The sequence below is a fragment of the Micromonospora sp. 15K316 genome (genome assembly GCF_004348525.1).
GTDB lineage: Bacteria > Actinomycetota > Actinomycetes > Mycobacteriales > Micromonosporaceae > Micromonospora.
On record NZ_SMKG01000003.1, the window covers coordinates 21,800 to 42,631 of the forward strand.

Consider the following 20,832-nt stretch of genomic DNA (forward strand, 5'->3'; position numbering starts at 1 on the left):
GTCAGGGCAGTTGGCCCGGCCGGTCGACGATCGCGACCCGGAGCCGTGCGGCCGCAGCGTGCAGCGACTCCTTGCCGCCGCGTATCACGGACCCCCGGTAGCCCAGGTAGACGTGGGTGTCCCGGTCGAAGATGAGATCGTGGTTACCGCCGATCACGCCGGGCATCCGGATCGCCACCCCGTGGCGGCCTGCGGCGTCCACCACGTCACCCGAGATGACCACCGCTCCGGGCTCCCGCGCCAGCAGTTCGTAGAGCGCCGCCAACGCACGGGGCGGCACGTAGCCGTCGAGCATCGACCGCGCCGTCGTGTACGCCATGCTCTCGCTGCCGTACACGGCCTCCTCGTCGGCGCCCTCCGGCAGGTGCAGGTCGACCGGGTGTTCCCGCAGGTAGCGCAGCAGTTCGTCCGGGTTTGTGGGCAGATCGCCGTGGTAGGCGGGCGACGGAAGCTCGTCGAGCTCCTTGGTGGGGTCCGCCGGATCGCCCGGACGCAGCACCTTCAGCTCACCCCACCCGTTCGGCTCGTTCTCCGGCCGGTACCGCGCCTGCACGTGCGCGAGCCCCCCGGCCGACTCCCATCTCTGCACCCGATGGGTGAGGTACGGGCCGCTGTCCGGCAACTCCCGTGTCGTCGCCAGTTCCTCGGTGAAGACGTACTGGTCGGGTCGGGCGGTGAGCTCGGGCTGCTCCCGGGCGGCGTCGGCCGCCAGCCGGAAGATCTCCGCCGCGCTGGCCGTCGGCGGTGGGCGGTCGCCCACCCCCACCGTCTGGACCGCCAGCGCCCCGACGGTCAGTACGACCACCAGCCCGAACGCGCCGGCGAGACGCCGACCGCGCGGGAACCGGGTGCGGTGTCCGATCGGGCGGGCCGCCGGAACCGTCTCGGCCCGCCGGACGACGTGCGCCCTCAGATCCGTGAGGAGCTGCTCCTCGAAGCCGAGCGGCGGCTCTTCTCTCCTGGTCATGGCGTCATCTCCGTTCTCATCAGGCGAGGGTGGCGGCCGGGCGGGCCAGCACGGCCCGGACGACGCGACGGGCGCGATGCAGGCGGACCCGGGCGGCCACCGGGGAGAGCCCGAGCACCGCGGCCGCCTCCGCGACGGTGAGGCCGTCCACCGCGACGAATTCGATGAGCGCCCGGGTCCGCTCGGGCAGCTCGCTCAACGCCCCATGGGTGCGGCGGGCCGCCGACTCGGCGTCGATCCGCTCCTCGATGCGGGCGATGTCGTCGGCGTCCAGGTCCCGCCGCCCGGCGATCCGGCCGGTCACCCGCAGCCGTCGGGCCGCCCGACGCCGCTCGTCGGCGACCACGTTGCGGGCCACCCCGAACAGCCAGCCGAGCTGGCCACCCCGGTCCGGTCGGTAACCGGCCGCCGATTCGATCACCGCCAGGAACACGTCGGCGGTCAGGTCGGCGGCGAGGTGCGGGTCGTCGACCCGCCGCGCCACGAACCGGCCCACCGCCGCCACGTGCCGCCGGTAGAAGGCCTCGAAGGCCACGGGGTCGACTCCGATGCGGGAGATGTCGCCCTCCGCTGGGTCAGGGTCATGCACAGGCCGTCCTCTCTGGTAGCCGTTACACCTCTTCTTCGTACGGCGGGGCACGACCGTTACCGGATCCGGCCCCGGCTCGGATCCCGCCGGTTCAACTCCGCCCGCCCGGGTAGCAGTTCGGGGAGGCCACCCGGAGGGAAGCGGACATGAAGGCACTGACCTGGCAGGGCAAACGGGACGTACGGGTCGCGGAGGTGCCCGACCCGCGGATCGAGGAGCCGACCGACGCCGTCGTGCGCATCACCTCGACCGCGATCTGCGGTTCCGACCTGCACCTCTACGAGGTTCTCGGACCGTACCTGGAGCCGGGCGACATCCTCGGCCACGAGGCCATGGGCGTCGTCGAGGAGGTCGGTGCCGGGGTGACCCGACTCAAGCCGGGCGACCGGGTGGTGGTGCCCTTCAACATCGCCTGCGGCACCTGCTGGATGTGCCGGCGCCAGCTGTACGCCCAGTGCGAGACCACCCAGGTCCGCGCCGAGGGCAAGGGGGCCGCGCTGTTCGGGTACACCCGCCTCTACGGCTCGGTGCCCGGCGGCCAGGCCGAGTACCTGCGGGTGCCGCACGCCGAGTTCGGCCCGATCACCGTCCCGGAGACCGGCCCCGACGAGCGCTGGCTCTACCTCTCCGACATCCTGCCCACCGCCTGGCAGGCGGTGAAGTACGCCGACACCCCGCCCGGCGGCACGCTCGCCGTCTTCGGACTCGGCCCCGTCGGGCAGTTCTGCGCCCGGGCCGCCCAGCACCTCGGCGTCGGCCGGGTGATCGGCCTCGACCTGGTGCCGGAACGGCTGGAGATGGCCCGCCGGTACGGCGTGGAGGTGCTCGACGTGCGGGACGTCGACGACGTGCCGGGCACGCTGATCGACCTGGTGGACGGGCGCGGCCCGGACGCGGTGATCGACGCCGTCGGCATGGAGGCGCACGGCTCCCCCGCCGGCAAGCTCGCCCAGGCCGCCGTCGGCCTGCTCCCCGACCGGCTCGCCCAGGCGATGACCGACCGGGTGGGTGTGGACCGGCTCGCCGTGCTGCACGCCGCGCTCAAATCAGTCCGCCGCGGCGGCACCGTCTCCCTCTCCGGCGTCTACGGCGGCGAGCTGGACCCGCTGCCCCTGATGGAGATGTTCGACCGGGGCGTGCAGCTGCGGATGGGCCAGTGCCACGTACGCCGCTGGGTCGACGAGATCCTGCCGCTGCTCGACCGGGACGACGACCCGCTCGGCGTGGCGGACCTGTGCAGCCACCGGATGCCGCTGCAGCGGGCGCCGGAGGCGTACGAGATGTTCCAGGCCAAGCGGGACGGCTGCGTGAAGGTGGTACTCGAGCCGTGAGCCGGGTGGTGGTGGCCGTCGGCGCCAGCAGCGGGATCGGTCGGGTGGTGGCCCGGGAGTTCGCCCGCCGCGGCGACCGTCTGGTGCTCGCCGCCCGCGCCCCGCAGGCCCTCGACGAGGTACGCGCGGAGTGCGCGGCGCAGGGCGCCGAGGTGCTCGTCGTGCCGACGGACATCACCGAGCCCGGGGCCCTGGAGGCGCTCGCCGCCGCCGCGGTCGAGCGGTTCGGCCGCATCGACGTCTGGGCGCACACCGCGGCGGTCACCGCGTACGGGCGCTTCGACCGGCTGCCCGGGCGGATCTTCGACCAGGTGGTCCGGACCGACCTGCTGGCCGCCGCGGAGGCGGCCCGGGTGGCGCTGCGCCACTTCCGGTCCACCGGCTCGGGCACCCTCGTGCTCACCGGATCGGTGCTCGGGCACATCACGGCGCCGTACATGAGCGGATACGTCGCCGCGAAGTGGGGGCTGACCGGCCTGGTCCGCACGCTCCAGCAGGAGCTGCGCGACGCGCCGGAGATCCACGTGTGCCTGGTCAGCCCCGGCAGTGTGGACACCCGCATCTACCAGCGGGCGGCGAACCACCTCGGCCTCGCCGGTCGGCCACCCCCGCCGATCGCCACGCCGGAGCGCGTCGCCCGGGCGGTCGTGGCGTGTGCCGAACGGCCGCGCCGGGAGGTGTCGATCGGCCGGCTCAACCCGTTGATGCGGGTCGGCTTCACCTGCCTGCCCGGCCTGTACGACGTACTGGTCGGGCCGCTGATGCGGCGGCTCGGGCTGGCCGACGAGCCGGTGGCCGCACACGACGGGGTGGTGTTCGAGCCGGATCCGGGCAGCGAGACGGTGCGCGGCGACTGGCTGCCCGACCTCGGTCACCTCATGCGCACCGCCACCGCGCTGCCCGTCGCGGTCGGCGCGCGCCTCCTGAGACGGGCGCGGTGAAGAGCCGACGGGATCACGCTCGTCGATCGATTCGCCTAGTCTGGCAGGCCGGGGATCATCCGGGTGCGCCACGACGGGAGAGACGATTGACTATCAGGGTTGACCGCAGGACAGCGCTCGGGCTCGGCACGATGGCGACCGCCGGCACCGTGCTCGGCACGGCCGCGCCGGCCTCCGCCACGAGCAGCGGGACCGAGCCGGACCTCGACGACGGGGTCGCCGCCACGCCGGAGCGGGTCGCCGCCCGGGTGGCGCAGGCCTACCGGCGGGAGACGACGCGGGCCGGCGGGAACTGGCAGGCCCAGATCAGCGTCGCCGGCTCCGGCGGGACTCCCGTGGTGGCCGTGGCGGACGAGCCCGACCAGCGGCTCGAGGCGTACAGCGTCAACAAGATCGCGGTGGCCACGGCGGTGCTCGACAAGGTGGATCGCGGGCTGCTCAGCCTCGACCAGCGGCTGGAGGTGACCGCCGGGATCGTGGTGCCGGGCGGCGACGGCATCTTCAGCCTCGACAACGCCTACCCCAGCTCGGTCACCCTCGGGCACGCCCTCGCGGCCCTGCTCACCGTCTCCGACGACACCGCCGTCCGGCTCTGCGGTCTGGTCTGCCCCGCCGCCGAACTCAACGCCATCCTGGTCGCGAAGGGCTTCCCGAACACCCAGGTCGAGCCGGTGGCCAACCCGAACCGCTTCTTCCTCGGCACCAGCACCCCGCGGGAGACCCACGAGCTGCTGCGGGCCCACGTGGCCGGCACCCTGCTCTCCCCGTCCTCCACCGCGTTCCTGCTCGACCTGCTCCGCTCCCCCATCGCCTTCACCGACGGCGTCCGGCGCACCATGTCGTCGCAGGAGCGGGCGCGCGTCGCCACCAAGGCGGGCTGGTTCGGCACGGCGCGGCACGAGGCGGGCGTCATCTTCGACTCGGCCGGCACGGCGGTCCTGACGTACGCGCTCTTCGCCGACGGTCAGGCCGGCGCCGACGACTTCGGCGCCACCCACCCCGCCGTGCAGGCCCGCGCCCGGCTCGGCAGGATCATGATGGACGCCACCGCGCGGCTGGCCGGCAGCGGCCGACGCCACCAGCCCAGCCCCCGGCTGCCGAGCAACGGCGGCTGAGCGTCGCCGACGCACGCCACCGCGCTCCGCGATCGGGAGCGCGGTGGCGCTCGGTGGCTGTTTCCGGTGAGCGGCGCCGGGGCGGGTGGTTACCGTGTAATGCGGGAGAGCCGGAGGGGACGAGCATGCGCGACGCGGCGGGACGACGGGAACTCGAACGCTCCCCCGGGCGGCGGCTGGGCGGGGCGGCGGCGCTGGCGGCGCTGACCGGGCTCGCCTGGGCCGCCCGGGACGTGCCGCTGGCACTGGGCGGCCGGCTGACCGGGGCCCGGGCCGAACGGGCGGCCCGGTCACCGCAGTTCCGCGACGGCACCTTCCGCAACCCGCCGGATGCCCGCTCGGCGACGGCCGAGCCGGGGCGCAACCTGCTCTGGGAGCTCTTCTTCGGCAAGCAGAAGCGCCGCCCGAGCGCACCCGTTCCGCTGCTGCGTCCGCCCGCCGCGCCCGAGGGCGCCGGGTCCGGGCGGGAACTCAACGTGATCTGGTACGGCCACGCCTCGGCGCTGATCGAGATCGAGGGCCGGCGGGTGCTGCTCGACCCGGTCTGGAGCGAACGCTGCTCGCCGTCGGCGCTGGTCGGCCCCCGAAGGCTGCACGAGCCCCCCGTCCGGCTCGACGAGCTTCCCGCGCTGGACGCGATCCTCATCTCCCACGACCACTACGACCATCTCGACCTGCCCACCGTGCGCGGGCTGCTGGCCGGCCAGGACGCGCCGTTCGTGGTGCCGCTCGGAGTCGGGGCGCACCTCGACCGCTGGGGGGTGCCGGCGGAGCGGATCATCGAGTTGGACTGGTCGGAGAGTCACCGGGTGGGCAATCTGACGCTCACGGCCACCGCCGCCCAGCACTTCTCCGGCCGGGGGCTGCGCCGCGACGGCACGCTCTGGAGCTCGTGGGTGATCGCCGGGGAGCAGCGCCGGGTCTTCTACACCGGCGACTCCGGCTACTTCGCCGGTTACGCCGCCATCGGCGCCGAACACGGCCCCTTCGACGCGACGCTGATGCAGATCGGCGCGTACGACCGGGCCTGGCCGAGCATCCACATGTACCCGGAGGAGGCGGTCGACGCCCACCTCGACCTGCGGGGCGGCCTCTTCATCCCGGTGCACTGGGCGACCTTCAACCTCGCCCTGCACGACTGGGCCGAGCCGGTGGACCGGCTCTGGGCGGAGGCGAAGGCCCGGGACGTCCGGCTGGCGGTGCCCCGCCCGGGCGAACGGGTGCCGGTGGACGACCCACCACCTGTCGACGGCTGGTGGCAGGCGGTGGCCTAGAGCACGAAGGCGTCGGTCCAGAGCGCCCCGGAGCGGCCGGAGAGCGCGTCCAGCATCGCCACCGCCTGGCCGTCGGTCAGTTGGGCGACGAAGTCGATGATCGCCCGGCCCCGGGCGCGTCCGATGCGATCCGGCGTCCGCGGATGCAGCTCCGCCTCGGCCAGCTCCACGAGATCGTGCAGGCGCCGCGGCAGGCGGGACTCCTCCTCCGGGTCGAGCAGCCACTCCCAGAGCGCCTCCACCAGGGTGCCCAGCAGCCGGGCCTGCCCGCGCTGGTGCAGCGCCAGGTCGGGGCGGGCCAGCACGAACCGGTGGTGCACGAACTTGAGCACCTGCACCTCGTGCCACTGGGCCGGGGCGAGCAGCACGTGCCCGGAGCGCACCGCCGGGCGCCCGGTCACGGTGACCGCCTCGACGAACCGGGTGGACCAGCGGGCGGAGAAGCGCGCCACGTACTGCTCGGCCTCGATCGAGCCGTCGAAGGGCAGCGCGAGCAGCCCGTCCACCAGCTCCTCCCGGACGTGCTCGACCGCCGCGGCGAAGGCGTCGTCGTCGGCCACCCAGGCGTCTTTGCGGTGCAGCTGCCGGCGGAGTCGCTCGATCGCCGCGCCGGGCCGCCGCGCCGCCGTGGCCAGCGCCGCGTCGGTGATCGCCCGGAAGTGCCCGGCCTCCCGCTGCCAGGCCATCAGCTCGGCGGAGACGGCGCCCTGCTGGAGCACGCCGACCCGGTAGAAGTCCTCGACGTCGTGGATGGCGTACGCGATGTCGTCGGCGGTGTCCATCACCGACGCCTCGACGGTCTGCTGCCAGTCCGGAATCAGGCCCGCGAACGGCTCCCGGGCCTGCCGGAGATCGTCGATCTCGGTCCGGTACGCGCCGAACTTCGCCGACCCGCTCTCCGGGTCGTGCGGCGGCGGGGTCGCCCCGCGCGGTGGCGGGTCCATCAGCCGCGGGTGCGGGTCCGGATGGTCGAGCCGGGTCCACGGGTACTTCAGCAGGGCGGCGCGCACGGCCGCGGTGAGGTCGAGCCCGGTGGTGGCCGCGCCGCGGATCTCGGTGCTGGTCACGATCCGGTACGACTGCGCGTTGCCCTCGAAGCCGTCGGCGAGCCCGAGCCGTTCCCGGGCCAGCCGGTCCAGGACCCGCTCCCCGAGGTGCCCGAAGGGCGGGTGGCCCAGGTCGTGGGCGAGCGCCGCCGCCTCCACCACGTCCGGGTCGCAGCCGCCCAGCCGGTCGCACAGTTCACGCTGGCACTTCTCGGCGGTGAGCCGTTCGGCGATCGCCCGCGCCACCTGGGCGACCTTCAGGCTGTGGGTGAGCCGGTTGTGCACCAGCAAACCGGAGCCGACCGGGCTGATCACCTGGGTGACCCCGCCGAGGCGGGCGAAGAACGGCGAGGCCACGATCCGGTCACGGTCGGCCCGGAACGGGCTGGCCGCGAGGTCACCGAGGGCGCGGGCGCTGCCCCCGAAGAGCCGCCGCGCCCGGGGCTCCACAGGTGGTTCCATGATCGCCACGCTAGCGCGGCAGAATGCTGGGCGGAAACCACACGCGAAGGCGGATCGAGATCGTGACCCTCTCTGTTCATCAGCGGATCGCCGAGGAGCTCGGCGTGGCCGAGCGGCAGGTACGGGCGGCCGTGGAGCTGCTCGACGGCGGCGCCACCGTGCCGTTCATCGCCCGCTACCGGAAGGAGGCCACCGGCCTGCTCGACGACACCCAGCTGCGCACGCTCGAGGAGCGGCTGCGGTACCTGCGCGAGCTGGACGAGCGCCGGGCGGCGGTGCTGGAGTCGATCCGCGGCCAGGGCAAGCTCGACGAGGCTCTGGAAGCGCAGATCATGGCGGCCGACTCGAAGTCCCGCCTGGAGGACATCTACCTGCCGTACAAGCCGAAGCGGCGCACCCGGGCGCAGATCGCCCGCGAGGCCGGCCTGGAGCCGCTCGCCGAGGCGCTGCTGACCGACCCGACGCAGGAACCCACGGCCGCGGCGGCCGGCTACGTCGACGCGGAGAAGGGCGTCGCCGACGCCGCCGCCGCGCTGGACGGCGCGCGGGCCATCCTGATCGAGCGGTTCGGCGAGGACGCCGACCTGATCGGCACGCTGCGCGAGCAGATGTGGTCGCGGGGCCGGCTCGTGTCCCGGGTACGCGACGGGCAGGAGTCGGCCGGGGCGAAGTTCGCCGACTACTTCGACTTCGCCGAGGGGTATCCGACGCTCCCGTCGCACCGGATCCTCGCGATGTTCCGGGGCGAGAAGGAGGGCGTGCTCGACCTCACCATGGAGCCGGAGGAGGCCGGCGAGGCCGACGCCGTGCCGACCGGCCCCAGCCGGTACGAGGCGGCGATCGCGGGCCGGTTCGGCGTGAGCGACCAGGGTCGGCCGGCCGACAAGTGGCTGACCGACACGGTCCGCTGGGCCTGGCGTACCCGCATCCTCATCCACCTCGGGGCCGACCTGCGGATGCGGCTGTGGCAGGCCGCCGAGGAGGAGGCCGTCCGGGTCTTCGCCACCAACCTGCGGGACCTGCTGCTCGCCGCCCCCGCGGGCGCCCGCCCGACGATGGGTCTCGACCCGGGTCTGCGTACCGGTGTGAAGGTCGCGGTGGTCGACGCCACCGGCAAGGTGGTCGCCACCGACACGATCTACCCGCACGAGCCGCGCCGGCAGTGGGACGCCTCCATCGAGACCCTCGCCCGGCTCGCCGGCGCGCACGGGGTGGAGCTGGTGGCGATCGGCAACGGCACCGCCTCGCGGGAGACCGACAAGCTCGCCGGTGACCTGATCAAGCGGTTCCCGCAGCTCAAGCTCACCAAGGTGATGGTCTCCGAGGCCGGTGCGTCGGTCTACTCGGCGTCCGCGTACGCGGCTCAGGAGCTGCCCGGACTGGACGTCTCGCTGCGCGGCGCGGTCTCGATCGCCCGGCGTCTCCAGGACCCGCTCGCCGAGCTGGTGAAGATCGACCCTCGCTCGATCGGGGTCGGCCAGTACCAGCACGACCTCTCCGAGGTGAAGCTCTCCCGGTCGCTGGACGCGGTCGTGGAGGACTGTGTGAACGGGGTCGGGGTGGACGTCAACACCGCGTCGGCGCCCCTGCTGACCCGCGTGTCGGGCATAGGCGCGGGGTTGGCGGAGAACATCGTGCTGCACCGGGACGCCAACGGACCGTTCCGTACCCGGGCCGACCTGAAGAAGGTGCCGCGGCTCGGCCCGAAGGCGTTCGAGCAGTGCGCGGGCTTCCTGCGGATCCCGGACGGCGACGACCCGCTGGACACGTCCAGCGTGCACCCGGAGGCGTACCCGGTGGTGCGCCGGATCCTGGCCAGCACGGGACAGGACGTGCGGTCGCTGATCGGCAAGTCGACGATTCTGCGTGGGCTGCGGGCGACCGACTTCGTCGACGACACGTTCGGTCTGCCGACCGTCACCGACATCCTCGCCGAGCTGGAGAAGCCGGGACGGGACCCGCGGCCCGAGTTCCGCACGGCCGCCTTCGCCGAGGGCGTGGAGAAGATCGGCGACCTGCGGCCCGGCATGATCCTCGAGGGCGTCGTCACCAACGTGGCCGCCTTCGGGGCCTTCGTCGACGTCGGCGTGCACCAGGACGGCCTGGTGCACGTGTCGGCCATGTCCCGCACGTTCGTCAAGGACCCGCGCGAGGTGGTCAAGTCCGGTGACGTGGTCAAGGTGAAGGTGCTCGACGTCGACGTACCGCGCAAGCGGATCTCGCTGACCCTGCGGCTGGACGACGAGCCCGGCGCCGGCGCGGGCCGGGGTGACGGCGGCGGTCGCGGTGGCCAGGGCGGCGCGCGCGGTGGTGGCACCCCTCGCGGTGGCGGTCAGGGTGGCGCGCGCGGTGGCCAGCCCGGTCAGGGTGGCGCGCGCGGTGGCCAGGGTGACCGGGGTGGCGCGCGGCAGGGTCGCGGCGCCGCGGCGCCGGCCAACAGCGAGATGGCGGAGGCGCTGCGCCGCGCCGGGCTCGCCTGAGCCACCGCCCGGCGCGGGCGTCAGCGTCAGCCGGGCCGGGACGTCGTCGACGACCGCCCGGTAGATGAACGGCCGTCGAGTGGGGCTTGCCCGACCCCGCCCCGCTCGGCGGCCGAGGCCCGCGCGCTTCCGCGTCGCGCCGGGCGCGCGACGGCCGACCCGACACGCAGCGCACGGCCGACCCACCGGACACGCAGCGAACAGCCGACCGGCCCGGCGCACGATGCATGGCGGATCGGCCGATCCCTGAGGGGCACCGGCCCCAGAAGCCGACCGAGCGGATCCGACGAGCGCCGCACCGGAGTCCGTCGGTCCCCGACAGGCAGGCACCGCCGCGCCGGCATCTTCGACAACTCCACGCTGGTGCTGACACTGCTGGAGGTTGTACTTCGGGCGTCCTTTGGAGCTGATGTCGTTTCCGCATCAGGCGATGACGTAGCCGATTCAGCCCCACAGCAACCCAGGTGAGAGTGGCACGACAGCCGGCGGCCTGAGGCCGTCCCGCACCCCGCCCTCGCGCGGCGCCGCGCAGGCCCACCGCACGACCGGCGGACGGACGACGGGCGGCGGAGCGGCGGGGCGTACCGTCGGGGCGTGAGCGGCGACGACGGCCTGGACTGGGCGCAGCGGCAGCGGCGGGCGGCTCGGGTCCACGCGGAGGCCGACGCCCGGCGGCGGGCGGCGGAGCACGCGGAGGCCGCCGAGATCGTGGCCTGGTTCGTGGCCGAGGCGAAGCGGCGGGGCCTGCGGCCGACCCCGCTGACCGCCCGCTCCTGCGCCGGCCGGGGCAGGTACCGGACGCGGCTCACCGGCTGGTACGTGGACCGGGCGCGGACCCGGGCAATCGACGTCGACGGGCGCTGGCACCTGCTGACCGTGCCGGGTGGCCTGCGGGCCCGGCTGCTCGGCGCCGAGCCCGAACCCAGCCCGCCGCCGCTGATCGTCGGCGAGGGCGGGCGTGACGGGGAGTCGGTCCCGCTGCGGGCCCTGCTCAGCAGGCGACTGGACGCCGGGGACGATGAATCGGATTCCCCCACCGGAGCTGCCGCACCGCAGGGGTGAGCAGCCGCTGCTCCATCGCCCGTCCGGGCAGCCCACTCCGCCCGTCCGTCCGTCCGGTGTCTGCCGCTCGTCCCCCGATCGCGCGCAGCCGCGACGGCGGGCGGCGCAGCCGTGACCATCAGGCGCGTTTCGAGGTTGATGGGGCGTAGCAGCCGGACTGTCGGCATTCGCCACCGCCGCGAGGTCCAAGCCTGATAGAACGTCTTAGGCGGTTTGTCCCGGATTGTCCCTTGGAGGCTGAGCGGTGCCCGTACCCCATACCGTGATCGCTCCCCCTGGCCCAGCCACCCGTAGGCCTTACGACCGGGCCAAACGACTGCTGGACGTTCTCGGGGCGGCGATCCTGCTCGTGCTCACCGCACCGCTGATGGTGCTGGTGGCGCTGCTGATCGCCATCTCCCTCGGGCGACCGGTGTTGTTCCGGCAGTGCCGGCCCGGCCGGGACGGCGCTCCCTTCGTGCTGACGAAGTTCCGGACCATGCACCCGCCGGACCGGGGCCGGACGGGCGACGCCGACCGGTTGACCCCGCTGGGCCGCTGGCTGCGCGCGACCAGCCTGGACGAACTACCCACCCTCTGGAACGTGCTGCGCGGGGAGATGAGCCTCGTCGGTCCCCGGCCGCTGCTCCCCGAGTACCTGGAGCGCTACTCCCCCTGGCAGGCCCGCCGGCACGAGGTGCGGCCGGGCGTCACCGGGCTCGCGCAGGTACGCGGCCGCAACGGCCTCGACTGGGACGAGAAGCTCGACCTCGACGTGCGGTACGTGGACAGCCGGAGCTTCCGGCTCGACCTGTCGATCCTCAGCGCGACGGTGCTGACCGTGCTCCGCCGCGACGGCATCAACGCCGAGGGGAGCGCGACCGCCCACGAGTTCCTCGGCGCGCACGGCCGGCCGGCGCCGGCGCAGCGGGATCGGACAGCGGTATGACGAGCCGGACGGTCCACCTGTCACCGCCCGACGTCGGGCCGTTGGAGGAGTCGTACCTGATCGAGGCGCTGCGCTCTGGCTGGGTGGCGCCCGCGGGCCCGGCGCTCCAGGCGTTCGAGGGCGAAGTCGCCGCGCGCGTCGGCACGGCCGGAGCGGTCGCCGTCAGCTCGGGCACCGCGGCCCTGCACCTGGCCCTGCTCGGCGTCGGCGTCGGCCCCGGCGACGTGGTCGTCGTGCCCACCCTGACCTTCATCGCCACCGCCAACGCGGTGCGGTACATCGGGGCGCGTCCGGTCTTCGTGGACTGCGACCCGCAGACCGGCAACGTGGACGTGGGTCTCGTCGCCGACCTCCTGCACCGGCTGCGTACGCGGGGCGAGCGGGTGGGCGCGGTCGTTCCGGTGGACATGTTCGGCAGTTGCGCCGACTACGCGGCGTTGGAGCCGCTCTGCGCGGAGGCCGGGGTGCCGCTGGTCGAGGACGCCGCCGAGGCGCTCGGCGCGAGCCACCGGGGCAGGTCCGCTGGCTCCTTCGGGCAGGTCGGCGCGATCTCTTTCAACGGCAACAAGATCATGACCACCTCCGGCGGCGGGATGCTCGTCTCCGACGACGTCGCGCTGCTTGCCCGGGCGCGGCATCTCGCGACCCAGGCCCGGGAGCCGACGCCGTACTACGAGCACCGGGAGCTCGGCTACAACTACCGGCTGAGCAATCTGCTCGCCGCGCTCGGCCGCGCCCAGCTGGTCCGCCTGGAGGGGATGATCGGCCGACGCCGGCAGCTGCGCGACAGGTACGCCAAGCTCTTCGCCCCGATGCCGGGCGTACGGCTGCTGGGCACGGAGGACGCCGACTCGAACTGCTGGCTCACCGTCATCACCGTCGACCCGGAGCGCTCCGGCTGGCGGGCCGCGGACCTGGCCGCCCACCTGGCCCGGCGGGACATCGAGACCCGGCCGGTGTGGAAACCGATGCACCTGCAGCCGGTCCACGTCGCGGCGGAGAGCCTGCTGACCGGCGCGGCGGAACGGCTCTTCGACCACGGGCTCACCCTGCCCAGCGGCAGCGCCCTGAGCGAGCCGCAGGTCGCCCGGGTGTTCGCCGCGATCGACGAGTTCCTCAGCACGGGTACGGGAGGGTCGGCGGCGTGACGCTCGACCTGGTGGTGGTGGGCTGCGGTGGGCACGGCCGGGAGGTGGTCACCATCGTCCGGGCGGTCAACGAGGCCGCCGGGCGGCCACTCTGGCGCCTGCTGGGCCTCGTCGACGACCATCCCAGCGAGGTGAACCTGAAGCGGCTGCAGCGGCTCGACGTGCCTTACCTCGGCGGAGTCGACCGGCTGCGCGACGCGCCGGGCGAGCCGCACCACGTGATCGGCATAGGCGACCCGCGGGTCCGGCGCGCGGTGGGCAGGCGGATCGACGGGTACGGCACGCCTGCCGCGAGCCTGGTCCATCCGGACGCCACGATCGGCTCCGACGCCCGGTGCGGTCCCGGTTTCGTGGCCTTTGCGGGCGCCCGGGTCACCACGAACGTCACCGTCGGCCGGCACGTGCACCTCAACCAGAACGCCACAGTGGGCCACGACTGCACCTTCGCCGACTACGTCTCCGTGAACCCGCTCGCCGCGGTCTCCGGTGAGTGCCACCTGGCGGAGGGCGTACTGGTCGGCACCACGGCCGCGGTGCTCCAGGGGCTGCGCATCGGCCGGGACAGCACCGTCGGGGCCGGCGCCTGCGTGGTGCGGGACGTGCCCGATCAGACGGTGGTGAAGGGCGTACCGGCCCGCTGACCGATGACTGGATCTGCTCGACGATCAGTCCAGCGAACATGAAAGCGCCCAAATCAACACGAATGGCATGTAACAAAGACAGAGGGTAAGGAATCCTCCTGCCGCGCATGGGAAGCGGCCGGGAGACGGGACAGGAGCCATTACATGCCGCAGGACACAGCGAGCATCGAACGCACGGACCAGCGAACACGCCGGAGCACGGCTCGGCGTCGCACCGCCGGTTTCCTCGCCACCGACACCACAGCCTGGGTGGGAGGCTTCATCACGGCCGTCTGGACCCGGTACGAGTTCCAACTCCCCGCGGAGCAGCTCAGCCGCGCCGCCATCATCGGGGTGGGCGCCGCCGTGATGTACGTGGCGGTGGCGGCGCTGCGTCGCCTCTACAGCGGACGGCACCCGCTCGGCAGCCTCCAGGAGGTGCAGGGTGTCGCCGGGACCACCATCACCACCGCCGGGATCGTGCTGCTCGGCCTCCTCCCGTCCGCCGACCGGCCGGTGCCGGCGAGCACGCCGCTGGTCGGTGGCGCGTTGGCCCTGCTCTTCATGCTCGGCGCGCGGTTCGCGTACCGCCACCGGCGTGACCTGGCCATGCGGCCGGACGTCCGGTCGTCGACGCCGGTGCTGCTGTTCGGCATGGGGGACGCCGGGCAGGGGCTGCTGCGGGCCATGCTCAGCGACCCGCGCGGCCGGTACCTGCCGGTCGGCGCGCTCGACGACGACCCGGACAAGCGCGACCTGCGCATCGGCGGGGTACGTGTGCTCGGTGGGCGGCAGGACATCGCGGCGGCGGTCCGGCGTACCGGCGCGAGCTCCGTGATCTTCTCGGTGGCCAACGCCGACGCCGCGCTGATCCGCGAGATCCGCGAGGCCACCCTCCGGACCGGCGCGGCGTTCAAGGTGCTCCCCCCGGTACGGGACCTCGTCGACCACCGGATCACCGTCACCGACGTGCGTGACGTGCAGATCAGCGACCTGCTCGGCCGCCGCCAGGTGGTCGGTGACCTCTCCCTGAGCACGAACGGCCTGACCGGACGGCGGATCCTGGTCACCGGGGCGGGCGGGTCGATCGGCTCCGAGCTCTGCCGCCAGGTGATGAAGGCCGACCCGGGTGAGCTGATGATGCTGGACCGGGACGAGTCCGCCCTGCACGGCCTGCAGATGTCGCTCTCCGGCAAGGCCCTGCTGGACGGACCGGAGCTGATCCTCGCCGACCTGCGCGACGACGAGCGGATTCGACGGATCATCCGGGAACGCCGGCCCGAGATCATCTTCCACGCCGCGGCGCTCAAGCACCTCACGCTGCTCCAGCGCCACCCCGGCGAGGCGATCATGACGAACGTCTGGGGCACCCTCTCGGTGCTGGACGCCTGCCGGGACGTGGCGAAGTTCGTGAACATCTCCACGGACAAGGCAGCCGACCCCATCAGCGTGCTCGGCTACTCGAAGCGGATCACCGAGCGGTTGACCGCACACGCCGCCTCCCGGTTCCCGGGAACCTTCCTCAGCGTCCGGTTCGGCAACGTGCTGAGCAGCCGTGGCTCCGTGGTGACCGCCTTCCAGCGGCAGATCGAGACCGGGAAGCCGCTGACCGTCACCCACGCGGACGTGACCCGCTACCTGATGACCGTGCAGGAGGCCGTGCACCTGGTGCTCCAGGCCGCCGAGATCGGGCGCGACGGTGAGGCCCTGGTGCTCGACATGGGTGAGCCGGTCCGGATCGCCGACCTGGCCCGCCAGATGGCCGAACAGGCGGCCAGCCCGGTGCCGATCGTCTACACGGGACTGCGCCCCGGCGAGAAGCTGCACGAGGACCTCTTCGGCACCGGGGAGATCGACACCCGGCCGTTCCACCCCCTGGTGTCGCACGTCGCCGTGCCCGCGCTGGACCCGATGGAGGTGAGCGGGCTCGACCCGTACGCCGAGCCGGCGAAGGTGATCGAGCAACTCACGCTCCTCTCCGCCCAGCCCGTCGGTCCGGTCGTGGACAACCCGGTCGACGTACGGCTGTCGTCGCGCTGATAGCTGGTCCTCCCTGGCGGCGCCGGGGCCCGGCGGCATGCCCGCCAGGTCCCGGCGCTTCCTGGCCCGTGGTCGCGGCCGTCCGCCCGCTGGTCGAGCCGGGGTTCGCGCGGCCCCGAAACCTCCGCAGAAACGAATCTCGGACAGTTACCGCGGAACGGTAACTGTCCGAGATTCGCGAGTGCCGGGGCGCCGGCCGGCCGGTCAGCGGCGGATGCCCGCCCAGTCGTGGTGCCGGCGGACGGTGGAGAGGATGAAGTCGACCACGCGGCGGGATGTGTCGGGGATGCGGTAGTCGGCCGGGCAGGGCACCCCCTGCGCGGCGACCTGGTCCACGGTGACCTGCACCGCCTCCACCACGCCCTCCGGGTCGAGCCCGGTCATGATGATCCCGCCGGCGTCGAGCGCCTCGGGCCGCTCGATCGACTCCCGGAGCGTGACCGCCGGGAAGCCGAGGATCGCGGCCTCCTCGCTGATCGTCCCGCTGTCGGAGAGCGTGCAGAACGCCTGGGTCTGCAGGTGCACGTAGTCGATCAGACCGAAGGGCTCGTGGAAGGCGATGCCCTCGAGCGCGTCGGCGTCGGGCGCCAGCGTCTCCAGCCGCTTGCGCGTACGCGGGTGCGTGGAGACGAGCACCGGGTGACCCCAGCGGTCGTGGACCGCCCGGAGACAGTCCAGCAGCAGTTGCAGCCGGGCCGGCGAGTCCACGTTCTCCTCGCGGTGCGCGCTGACCACGAAGTAGCGTCCGGGCTCGAGTTCGAGCTGCCGAAGGATGTTCGAGGCGGCGATGTCCGTCCGGTAGTGCTCCAGCACCTCGCGCATGGGCGAGCCGGTGAGCAGGATCCGCCGCGGGTGCAGCCCTTCGGCGAGCAGGTTGCGGCGGGCGTGCTCGGTGTAGACCAGGTTGAAGTCGGCGACGTGGTCGACCAGCCGGCGGTTGGTCTCCTCCGGCACGTTCAGGTCGAAGCAGCGGTTGCCGGCCTCCATGTGGTAGACCGGCACCCGCATCCGCCGGGCCATCAGCGCGGCGATGCAGCTGTTGGTGTCGCCGAGCACCAGCAGCGCGTCCGGCCGGTACTCGGCGATCGCCGCCTCCACCCCGACGAGCACACCGCCCAGCACCCGGCCGAGCGACGACGTGTCGACGCGCAGGAACCGGTCCGGCTCGCGCAGCCGCAGTTCCGTGAAGAAGACGTCGGAGAGGGTGCTGTCCCAGTTCTGTCCGGTGTGCACCAGCACGTGGTCGACCGTCTCGTCGAGCCGGGCGATCACCCGGGACAGTCTGATGATCTCCGGCCGGGTGCCGACCACCGTCATGATCCGGGTCATGCCCGTCCTCCCTCTGCTGCCGCCTTGGTCAGAATGTCCTCGAACTGGTCGACGCCCACCCGCAGCGACATCCGTTCCTGATAGACCTGCCGGGCCCGCCGTCCCATCTCCTCGCGCACACCGTCGGGAAGGGCGGCCGCCTCGGCGAACCGCTCGGCGAGCGCCCGCCAGTCCTCCGGGGGGCAGGTGAGGCCGACGTCTGTCGACCGGACCAGCGCGGCCGTGTCGCCGGACACCGAGGCGATGACCGGGGCCCCGCAGGCGAGCGCGGCCTGCAGCTTCGACGGGACGGCGGCGCGCAGGGCGGGCACGTCGCGCAGGCAGAGTAGCTGCCACTGTGCGGCCGCGTAGAGCTCGGCCATCTCCTCGGCCGGTCGCCGGCCGACGAAGCGGACGTTCTCGGCGCCGAGTTCGGCCGCGAGACGGCGGGCCCGGGTCTCGTCGGCCCCGGAGCCGACCAGCACCAGGTCCACCCGGTCCCGCACGGCGGCCGCCGCCCGGATGGCCGTCTCCAGACCTTGGAGCAGGCCGAGGTTGCCGGCGAACATCACCGTGCAGCGCCCCCGGTGACCGAGCACCGCCCGGGCGCCGTCGGTGGCCGCCACCGGGCGGAAGAGCGCGTCGTCGGTCCAGTTCCAGACCACTCGGACCTTGGCCGGGTCGGCGCCGCGCGCCACCACCCGTTCGGCCATCGTGGGCGAGATGGCCACGATGCTGTCCGCCGACCGGTACGTCCGGCGCATCAACCCGCCGAGCGTCCGCTCCAACGCGCGCCCGCCCCGTCCGGTGGGCGCCATGCCCGACTGCACCACCGACTCGGGCCACAGGTCCTGCACGTGCAGCACGACAGGCGTCCGTCGTACGGCCCGCGCCAGGGTCGCCGCCGCGATGGAGGTGGGCGGCGGGTGGTAGACGTACGTGACGTCGACGCCGGCGAGCCACCGCACCCCGGCCGCCGCGCTGGTGGCGCCGAAGGAGAGATGGCTCAGTGCCCTGCGCAGGGCCGACGTGTCGTGACTCGGATAGGCGGGCACCCTCCGTACCGCCACCGCCCCGTCGGTCTCCCGGTGCCGCCAGCGTTGCCGCCAGCCGGGGAAGACCCGCCCGTACGGGTAGCTCGGGAAGGTGGTGAGCACCCGCACCTCGTGACCGCGCTCGGCCAGCTGCTGAGCCAGGTTGCCCGGGATGAAGACTCCCTCGGGCGGGTACCACTGGCTGATCAGGCCGATCCTCACGCGCCGACCACCACCGGCGCGGTGCGTGCCTCCTCGACCGGCTCGGGCCAGGTGTCCGGCCGGTCCGGGTCGAAGAGCTCGTTGGTCCAGAACTGGGTGAGCAGCTCGTCGGAGCCGGTGTTCACCAGCTTGTGCACCCACATGGTGGGCATGTCGACCAGCACCGGCTCGTCACCACTGACCGGGAAACGCAGCACCTCGGTGTCGCCCACGCGCCGCAGGCTGATCTCGGCCGAGCCGCGCAGCACCACGAACCGCTCCACCTTCGCGAGGTGGAAGTGTTCGCCCCGGGTGACGCCGGGGCGGGTGGTGGAGCAGAAGGTCTGCCCCGCGCCGCCGTGCACCTTCACCGTCTCGACCAGGGCGCCGCGGGCGTCGGCGCGCCGCGGCAGCGGGATCGGGTAGTGGGCCGGGAAGCAGTGCGACCGGTAGGTGTTGAACAGCCGCACGTCGTGCCGGTCCGACAGGGACGGGACCTCACCGGTGCGGTAGGTGGCGGCCATCGCCACGAGCCGGTCGGCCAGGCTCCGTACGCCGGTCCGCAGCGGCGGCAGGTCCGGTTCCCACGATCCGCCCGCCGGCACCCCGGCCAGCCGGGCCGCCGCGTCGGTGACGTGCACGAGTTCCAGCTCGCGATCGGCGTGCACCTCCGGCTGCCCGCCCTCGGCCAGCACCCGGCAGAAGGTCGCCACCGCGGAGTTGTAGTAGGGACGGCCGTGCTCGCCGTAGAGGTTCGGCAGGAGAAGGTCGTCGAGGGGCAGGCCGGTGTCGGCGAGGATGCCGGCCGCGGTGGCCTTCGAGTCGCCGTACGGGGTGCCGTTGCCGGCCTGCACCGAGTTGGCGAAGACCACTGATGCCGGCGGGACGGCCGCCTGGCGCAGTCCGTCGGCGAGCTGCGCGGCGAGCTGCACGTTGCCGGCCGCCACGTCGGCGGGCTCGCCCCGGTTGACCCCGGCCAGGTGCAGCACCCGGTCGACGCCGGCGACCTTGGCCGCCACCGTCGCCGGGTCCGCGAGGTCGGTACGGCTGATCACGGCCGGCGCGGGCCAGCCCAGCGCGTGCAGCAGCACCCGTACGTGCCAGCCGAGAAAACCGCCGGCTCCCGTGACGGCCAGCCTCAGCACGCCAGCACCGGATCCCGCAGGGCCAGCTCCGCCCGCACCTCCGGCAGCGTCTTCAGCAGCTCCACAATCTCGGGTACGTCGAGGCGCGGCGCGTTCGCCGAGTTGAAGTCCTCGGTCGGCTCGTCAACGAGCTCCCCCTCGGAGACGTAGAGGGCGTAGTTCAGGTTCCGCGCGTCCAGTGGCACCCGGAGGAACTCGCCGAAGTCCTCGGCGTGGATCAACTCCTCCCGGCTGGCCAGGGTCTCGTCCAACTTCTCGCCGTGCCGTACGCCGATCGTGTCGAACTTGGCGGGCACGTCGAAGAGCTGGCAGATCGCCTCGGCCAGGTCGCCGATGGTGCAGGCGGCGGCCTTGCGGACGAAGATGTCGCCGGGCCGGGCGTGCGCGAAGGCGTGCTCGACCAGCTCCACCGAGTCGGCCAGCGACATCAGGAAACGGGTCATCCCCGGGTCGGTCACGGTGAGCGCCCGCCCGGCCTTGATCTGCTCGATGAAGAGCGGGATCACCGATCCGCGCGAGTACATGACGTTGCCGTACCGGACGCAGGAGACGGTGGTGGCGCTGTGGGGGTTGTTCCGGGCGTGCGCCTGGGCGACCTTCTCCATCATCGCCTTACTCATGCCCATGGCGTTCACCGGGTGTACGGCCTTGTCGGTGCTGAGCACCACGACCGAGCCGACGCCGGTGCGCTCGGCCGCCTCGATGACGTTGGCGCTGCCCAGCACGTTGGTCCGGACCGCCTCCAGCGGGAAGAACTCGCAGGAAGGCACCTGCTTGAGCGCGGCCGCGTGGAAGACGTAGTCGATGCCCCGGCTCGCCTTGAGCACCGAGTCGTAGTCCCGTACGTCCCCGACGTAGTAGCGGACCCGGTCGTCGCCCAGCACCCGCCGCATGGCGTCCTGCTTGGCCTCGTCCCGGCTGAACACCCGGACCTCGCCGACGCCTTGTTCCAGGAGCCGGCGCACCATGGTCTGGCCGAAGGACCCGGTGCCGCCGGTGATGAGCACGCGGCGTTTGATCGTCGTGGAAGTCACTCGAGCTCCGTTCGTCGTGGGCGGTGGCACCGGCCGAGCCCGCTGGGCCCAGGGGCAGCAGCCACATTCCCGGCAACGAGCCACCCGCCGGTGAAGAAACGGATAAT

The 20,832-nt window shown here is 73.2% G+C and carries 17 protein-coding genes; 10 read left to right on the forward strand and 7 right to left on the reverse strand.

Annotated elements, in window-relative coordinates; genetic code table 11:
• Window position 1: 1 nt before the first annotated feature.
• Window positions 2-967: a CU044_5270 family protein gene (locus tag E1211_RS01575; protein WP_132344587.1), complete on the reverse strand. Its 966-nt coding sequence runs from the start codon at window positions 965-967 to the stop codon at window positions 2-4.
• A gap of 19 nt (window positions 968-986) precedes the next feature.
• The gene (locus E1211_RS01580) at window positions 987-1,556 is read right to left on the reverse strand and encodes an RNA polymerase sigma factor (RefSeq protein WP_132344589.1); all 570 of its coding nucleotides are present in this window, start codon (window positions 1,554-1,556) and stop codon (window positions 987-989) included.
• Window positions 1,557-1,702: 146 nt separating this feature from the next.
• Here E1211_RS01580 and E1211_RS01585 point away from each other — a divergent pair, with 146 nt between their 5' ends.
• From E1211_RS01585 to E1211_RS01600, 4 genes are all read left to right on the forward strand, one after another.
• Entirely contained in the window at window positions 1,703-2,887 is a 1,185-nt protein-coding gene (locus E1211_RS01585) for a zinc-dependent alcohol dehydrogenase (protein ID WP_132344591.1), read from the forward strand.
• Window positions 2,884-3,828: an SDR family NAD(P)-dependent oxidoreductase gene (locus E1211_RS01590; RefSeq protein ID WP_132344593.1), complete on the forward strand. Its 945-nt coding sequence runs from the start codon at window positions 2,884-2,886 to the stop codon at window positions 3,826-3,828. Before E1211_RS01585 ends, E1211_RS01590 begins: the two co-directional genes overlap by 4 nt.
• A gap of 86 nt (window positions 3,829-3,914) precedes the next feature.
• On the forward strand, window positions 3,915-4,943 hold the full coding sequence (locus E1211_RS01595) for a serine hydrolase (protein WP_243709286.1): 1,029 nt from the start codon (window positions 3,915-3,917) through the stop codon (window positions 4,941-4,943).
• Window positions 4,944-5,068: 125 nt separating this feature from the next.
• Window positions 5,069-6,217 carry an MBL fold metallo-hydrolase gene (locus E1211_RS01600; protein WP_132344595.1) on the forward strand — a complete coding sequence of 383 codons (1,149 nt, stop codon included), beginning with the start codon at window positions 5,069-5,071 and terminating at the stop codon, window positions 6,215-6,217.
• Here E1211_RS01600 and E1211_RS01605 read toward each other — a convergent pair.
• Window positions 6,214-7,725: a deoxyguanosinetriphosphate triphosphohydrolase family protein gene (locus E1211_RS01605; protein WP_132344597.1), complete on the reverse strand. Its 1,512-nt coding sequence runs from the start codon at window positions 7,723-7,725 to the stop codon at window positions 6,214-6,216. The genes E1211_RS01600 and E1211_RS01605 overlap by 4 nt on opposite strands.
• Window positions 7,726-7,787: 62 nt before the next feature.
• Here E1211_RS01605 and E1211_RS01610 point away from each other — a divergent pair, with 62 nt between their 5' ends.
• The 6 genes from E1211_RS01610 to E1211_RS01635 all read left to right on the forward strand — a co-directional run bounded on the left by E1211_RS01610 (window position 7,788) and on the right by E1211_RS01635 (window position 16,003).
• Window positions 7,788-10,205 (forward strand): Tex family protein, encoded by a 2,418-nt coding sequence (locus tag E1211_RS01610; RefSeq protein ID WP_132344599.1) that lies wholly within the window; start codon window positions 7,788-7,790, stop codon window positions 10,203-10,205.
• 594 nt (window positions 10,206-10,799) lie between these two features.
• Window positions 10,800-11,267, forward strand: a complete 468-nt coding sequence (locus E1211_RS01615; protein ID WP_132344601.1) for a hypothetical protein — start codon at window positions 10,800-10,802, stop codon at window positions 11,265-11,267.
• 244 nt (window positions 11,268-11,511) lie between these two features.
• Window positions 11,512-12,195, forward strand: coding sequence for a sugar transferase (locus E1211_RS01620; RefSeq protein WP_305792191.1), 684 nt, complete (start codon window positions 11,512-11,514; stop codon window positions 12,193-12,195).
• Complete coding sequence (locus E1211_RS01625; protein WP_132344603.1) at window positions 12,192-13,343, forward strand: DegT/DnrJ/EryC1/StrS aminotransferase family protein; 1,152 nt, start codon at window positions 12,192-12,194, stop codon at window positions 13,341-13,343. Before E1211_RS01620 ends, E1211_RS01625 begins: the two co-directional genes overlap by 4 nt.
• Window positions 13,340-13,984, forward strand: coding sequence for an acetyltransferase (locus E1211_RS01630; RefSeq protein ID WP_132344605.1), 645 nt, complete (start codon window positions 13,340-13,342; stop codon window positions 13,982-13,984). Before E1211_RS01625 ends, E1211_RS01630 begins: the two co-directional genes overlap by 4 nt.
• A 144-nt stretch (window positions 13,985-14,128) precedes the next feature.
• Window positions 14,129-16,003: a polysaccharide biosynthesis protein gene (locus E1211_RS01635; RefSeq protein WP_132344607.1), complete on the forward strand. Its 1,875-nt coding sequence runs from the start codon at window positions 14,129-14,131 to the stop codon at window positions 16,001-16,003.
• 204 nt (window positions 16,004-16,207) lie between these two features.
• Here E1211_RS01635 and wecB read toward each other — a convergent pair whose 3' ends face one another.
• The 4 genes from wecB to E1211_RS01655 are packed head-to-tail and all read right to left on the reverse strand — an operon-like array spanning window position 16,208 to window position 20,725.
• Window positions 16,208-17,332, reverse strand: a complete 1,125-nt coding sequence (wecB, locus tag E1211_RS01640) for a non-hydrolyzing UDP-N-acetylglucosamine 2-epimerase (protein ID WP_132344609.1) — start codon at window positions 17,330-17,332, stop codon at window positions 16,208-16,210.
• Window positions 17,329-18,567, reverse strand: a complete 1,239-nt coding sequence (locus E1211_RS01645; protein WP_132344611.1) for a glycosyltransferase family 4 protein — start codon at window positions 18,565-18,567, stop codon at window positions 17,329-17,331. The genes wecB and E1211_RS01645 overlap by 4 nt, the downstream gene beginning before the upstream one ends.
• Window positions 18,564-19,691 (reverse strand): NAD-dependent epimerase/dehydratase family protein, encoded by a 1,128-nt coding sequence (locus E1211_RS01650; RefSeq protein ID WP_132344613.1) that lies wholly within the window; start codon window positions 19,689-19,691, stop codon window positions 18,564-18,566. The genes E1211_RS01645 and E1211_RS01650 overlap by 4 nt, the downstream gene beginning before the upstream one ends.
• On the reverse strand, window positions 19,685-20,725 hold the full coding sequence (locus E1211_RS01655; protein WP_132344615.1) for an SDR family NAD(P)-dependent oxidoreductase: 1,041 nt from the start codon (window positions 20,723-20,725) through the stop codon (window positions 19,685-19,687). Before E1211_RS01655 ends, E1211_RS01650 begins: the two co-directional genes overlap by 7 nt.
• Window positions 20,726-20,832: the final 107 nt, after the last annotated feature.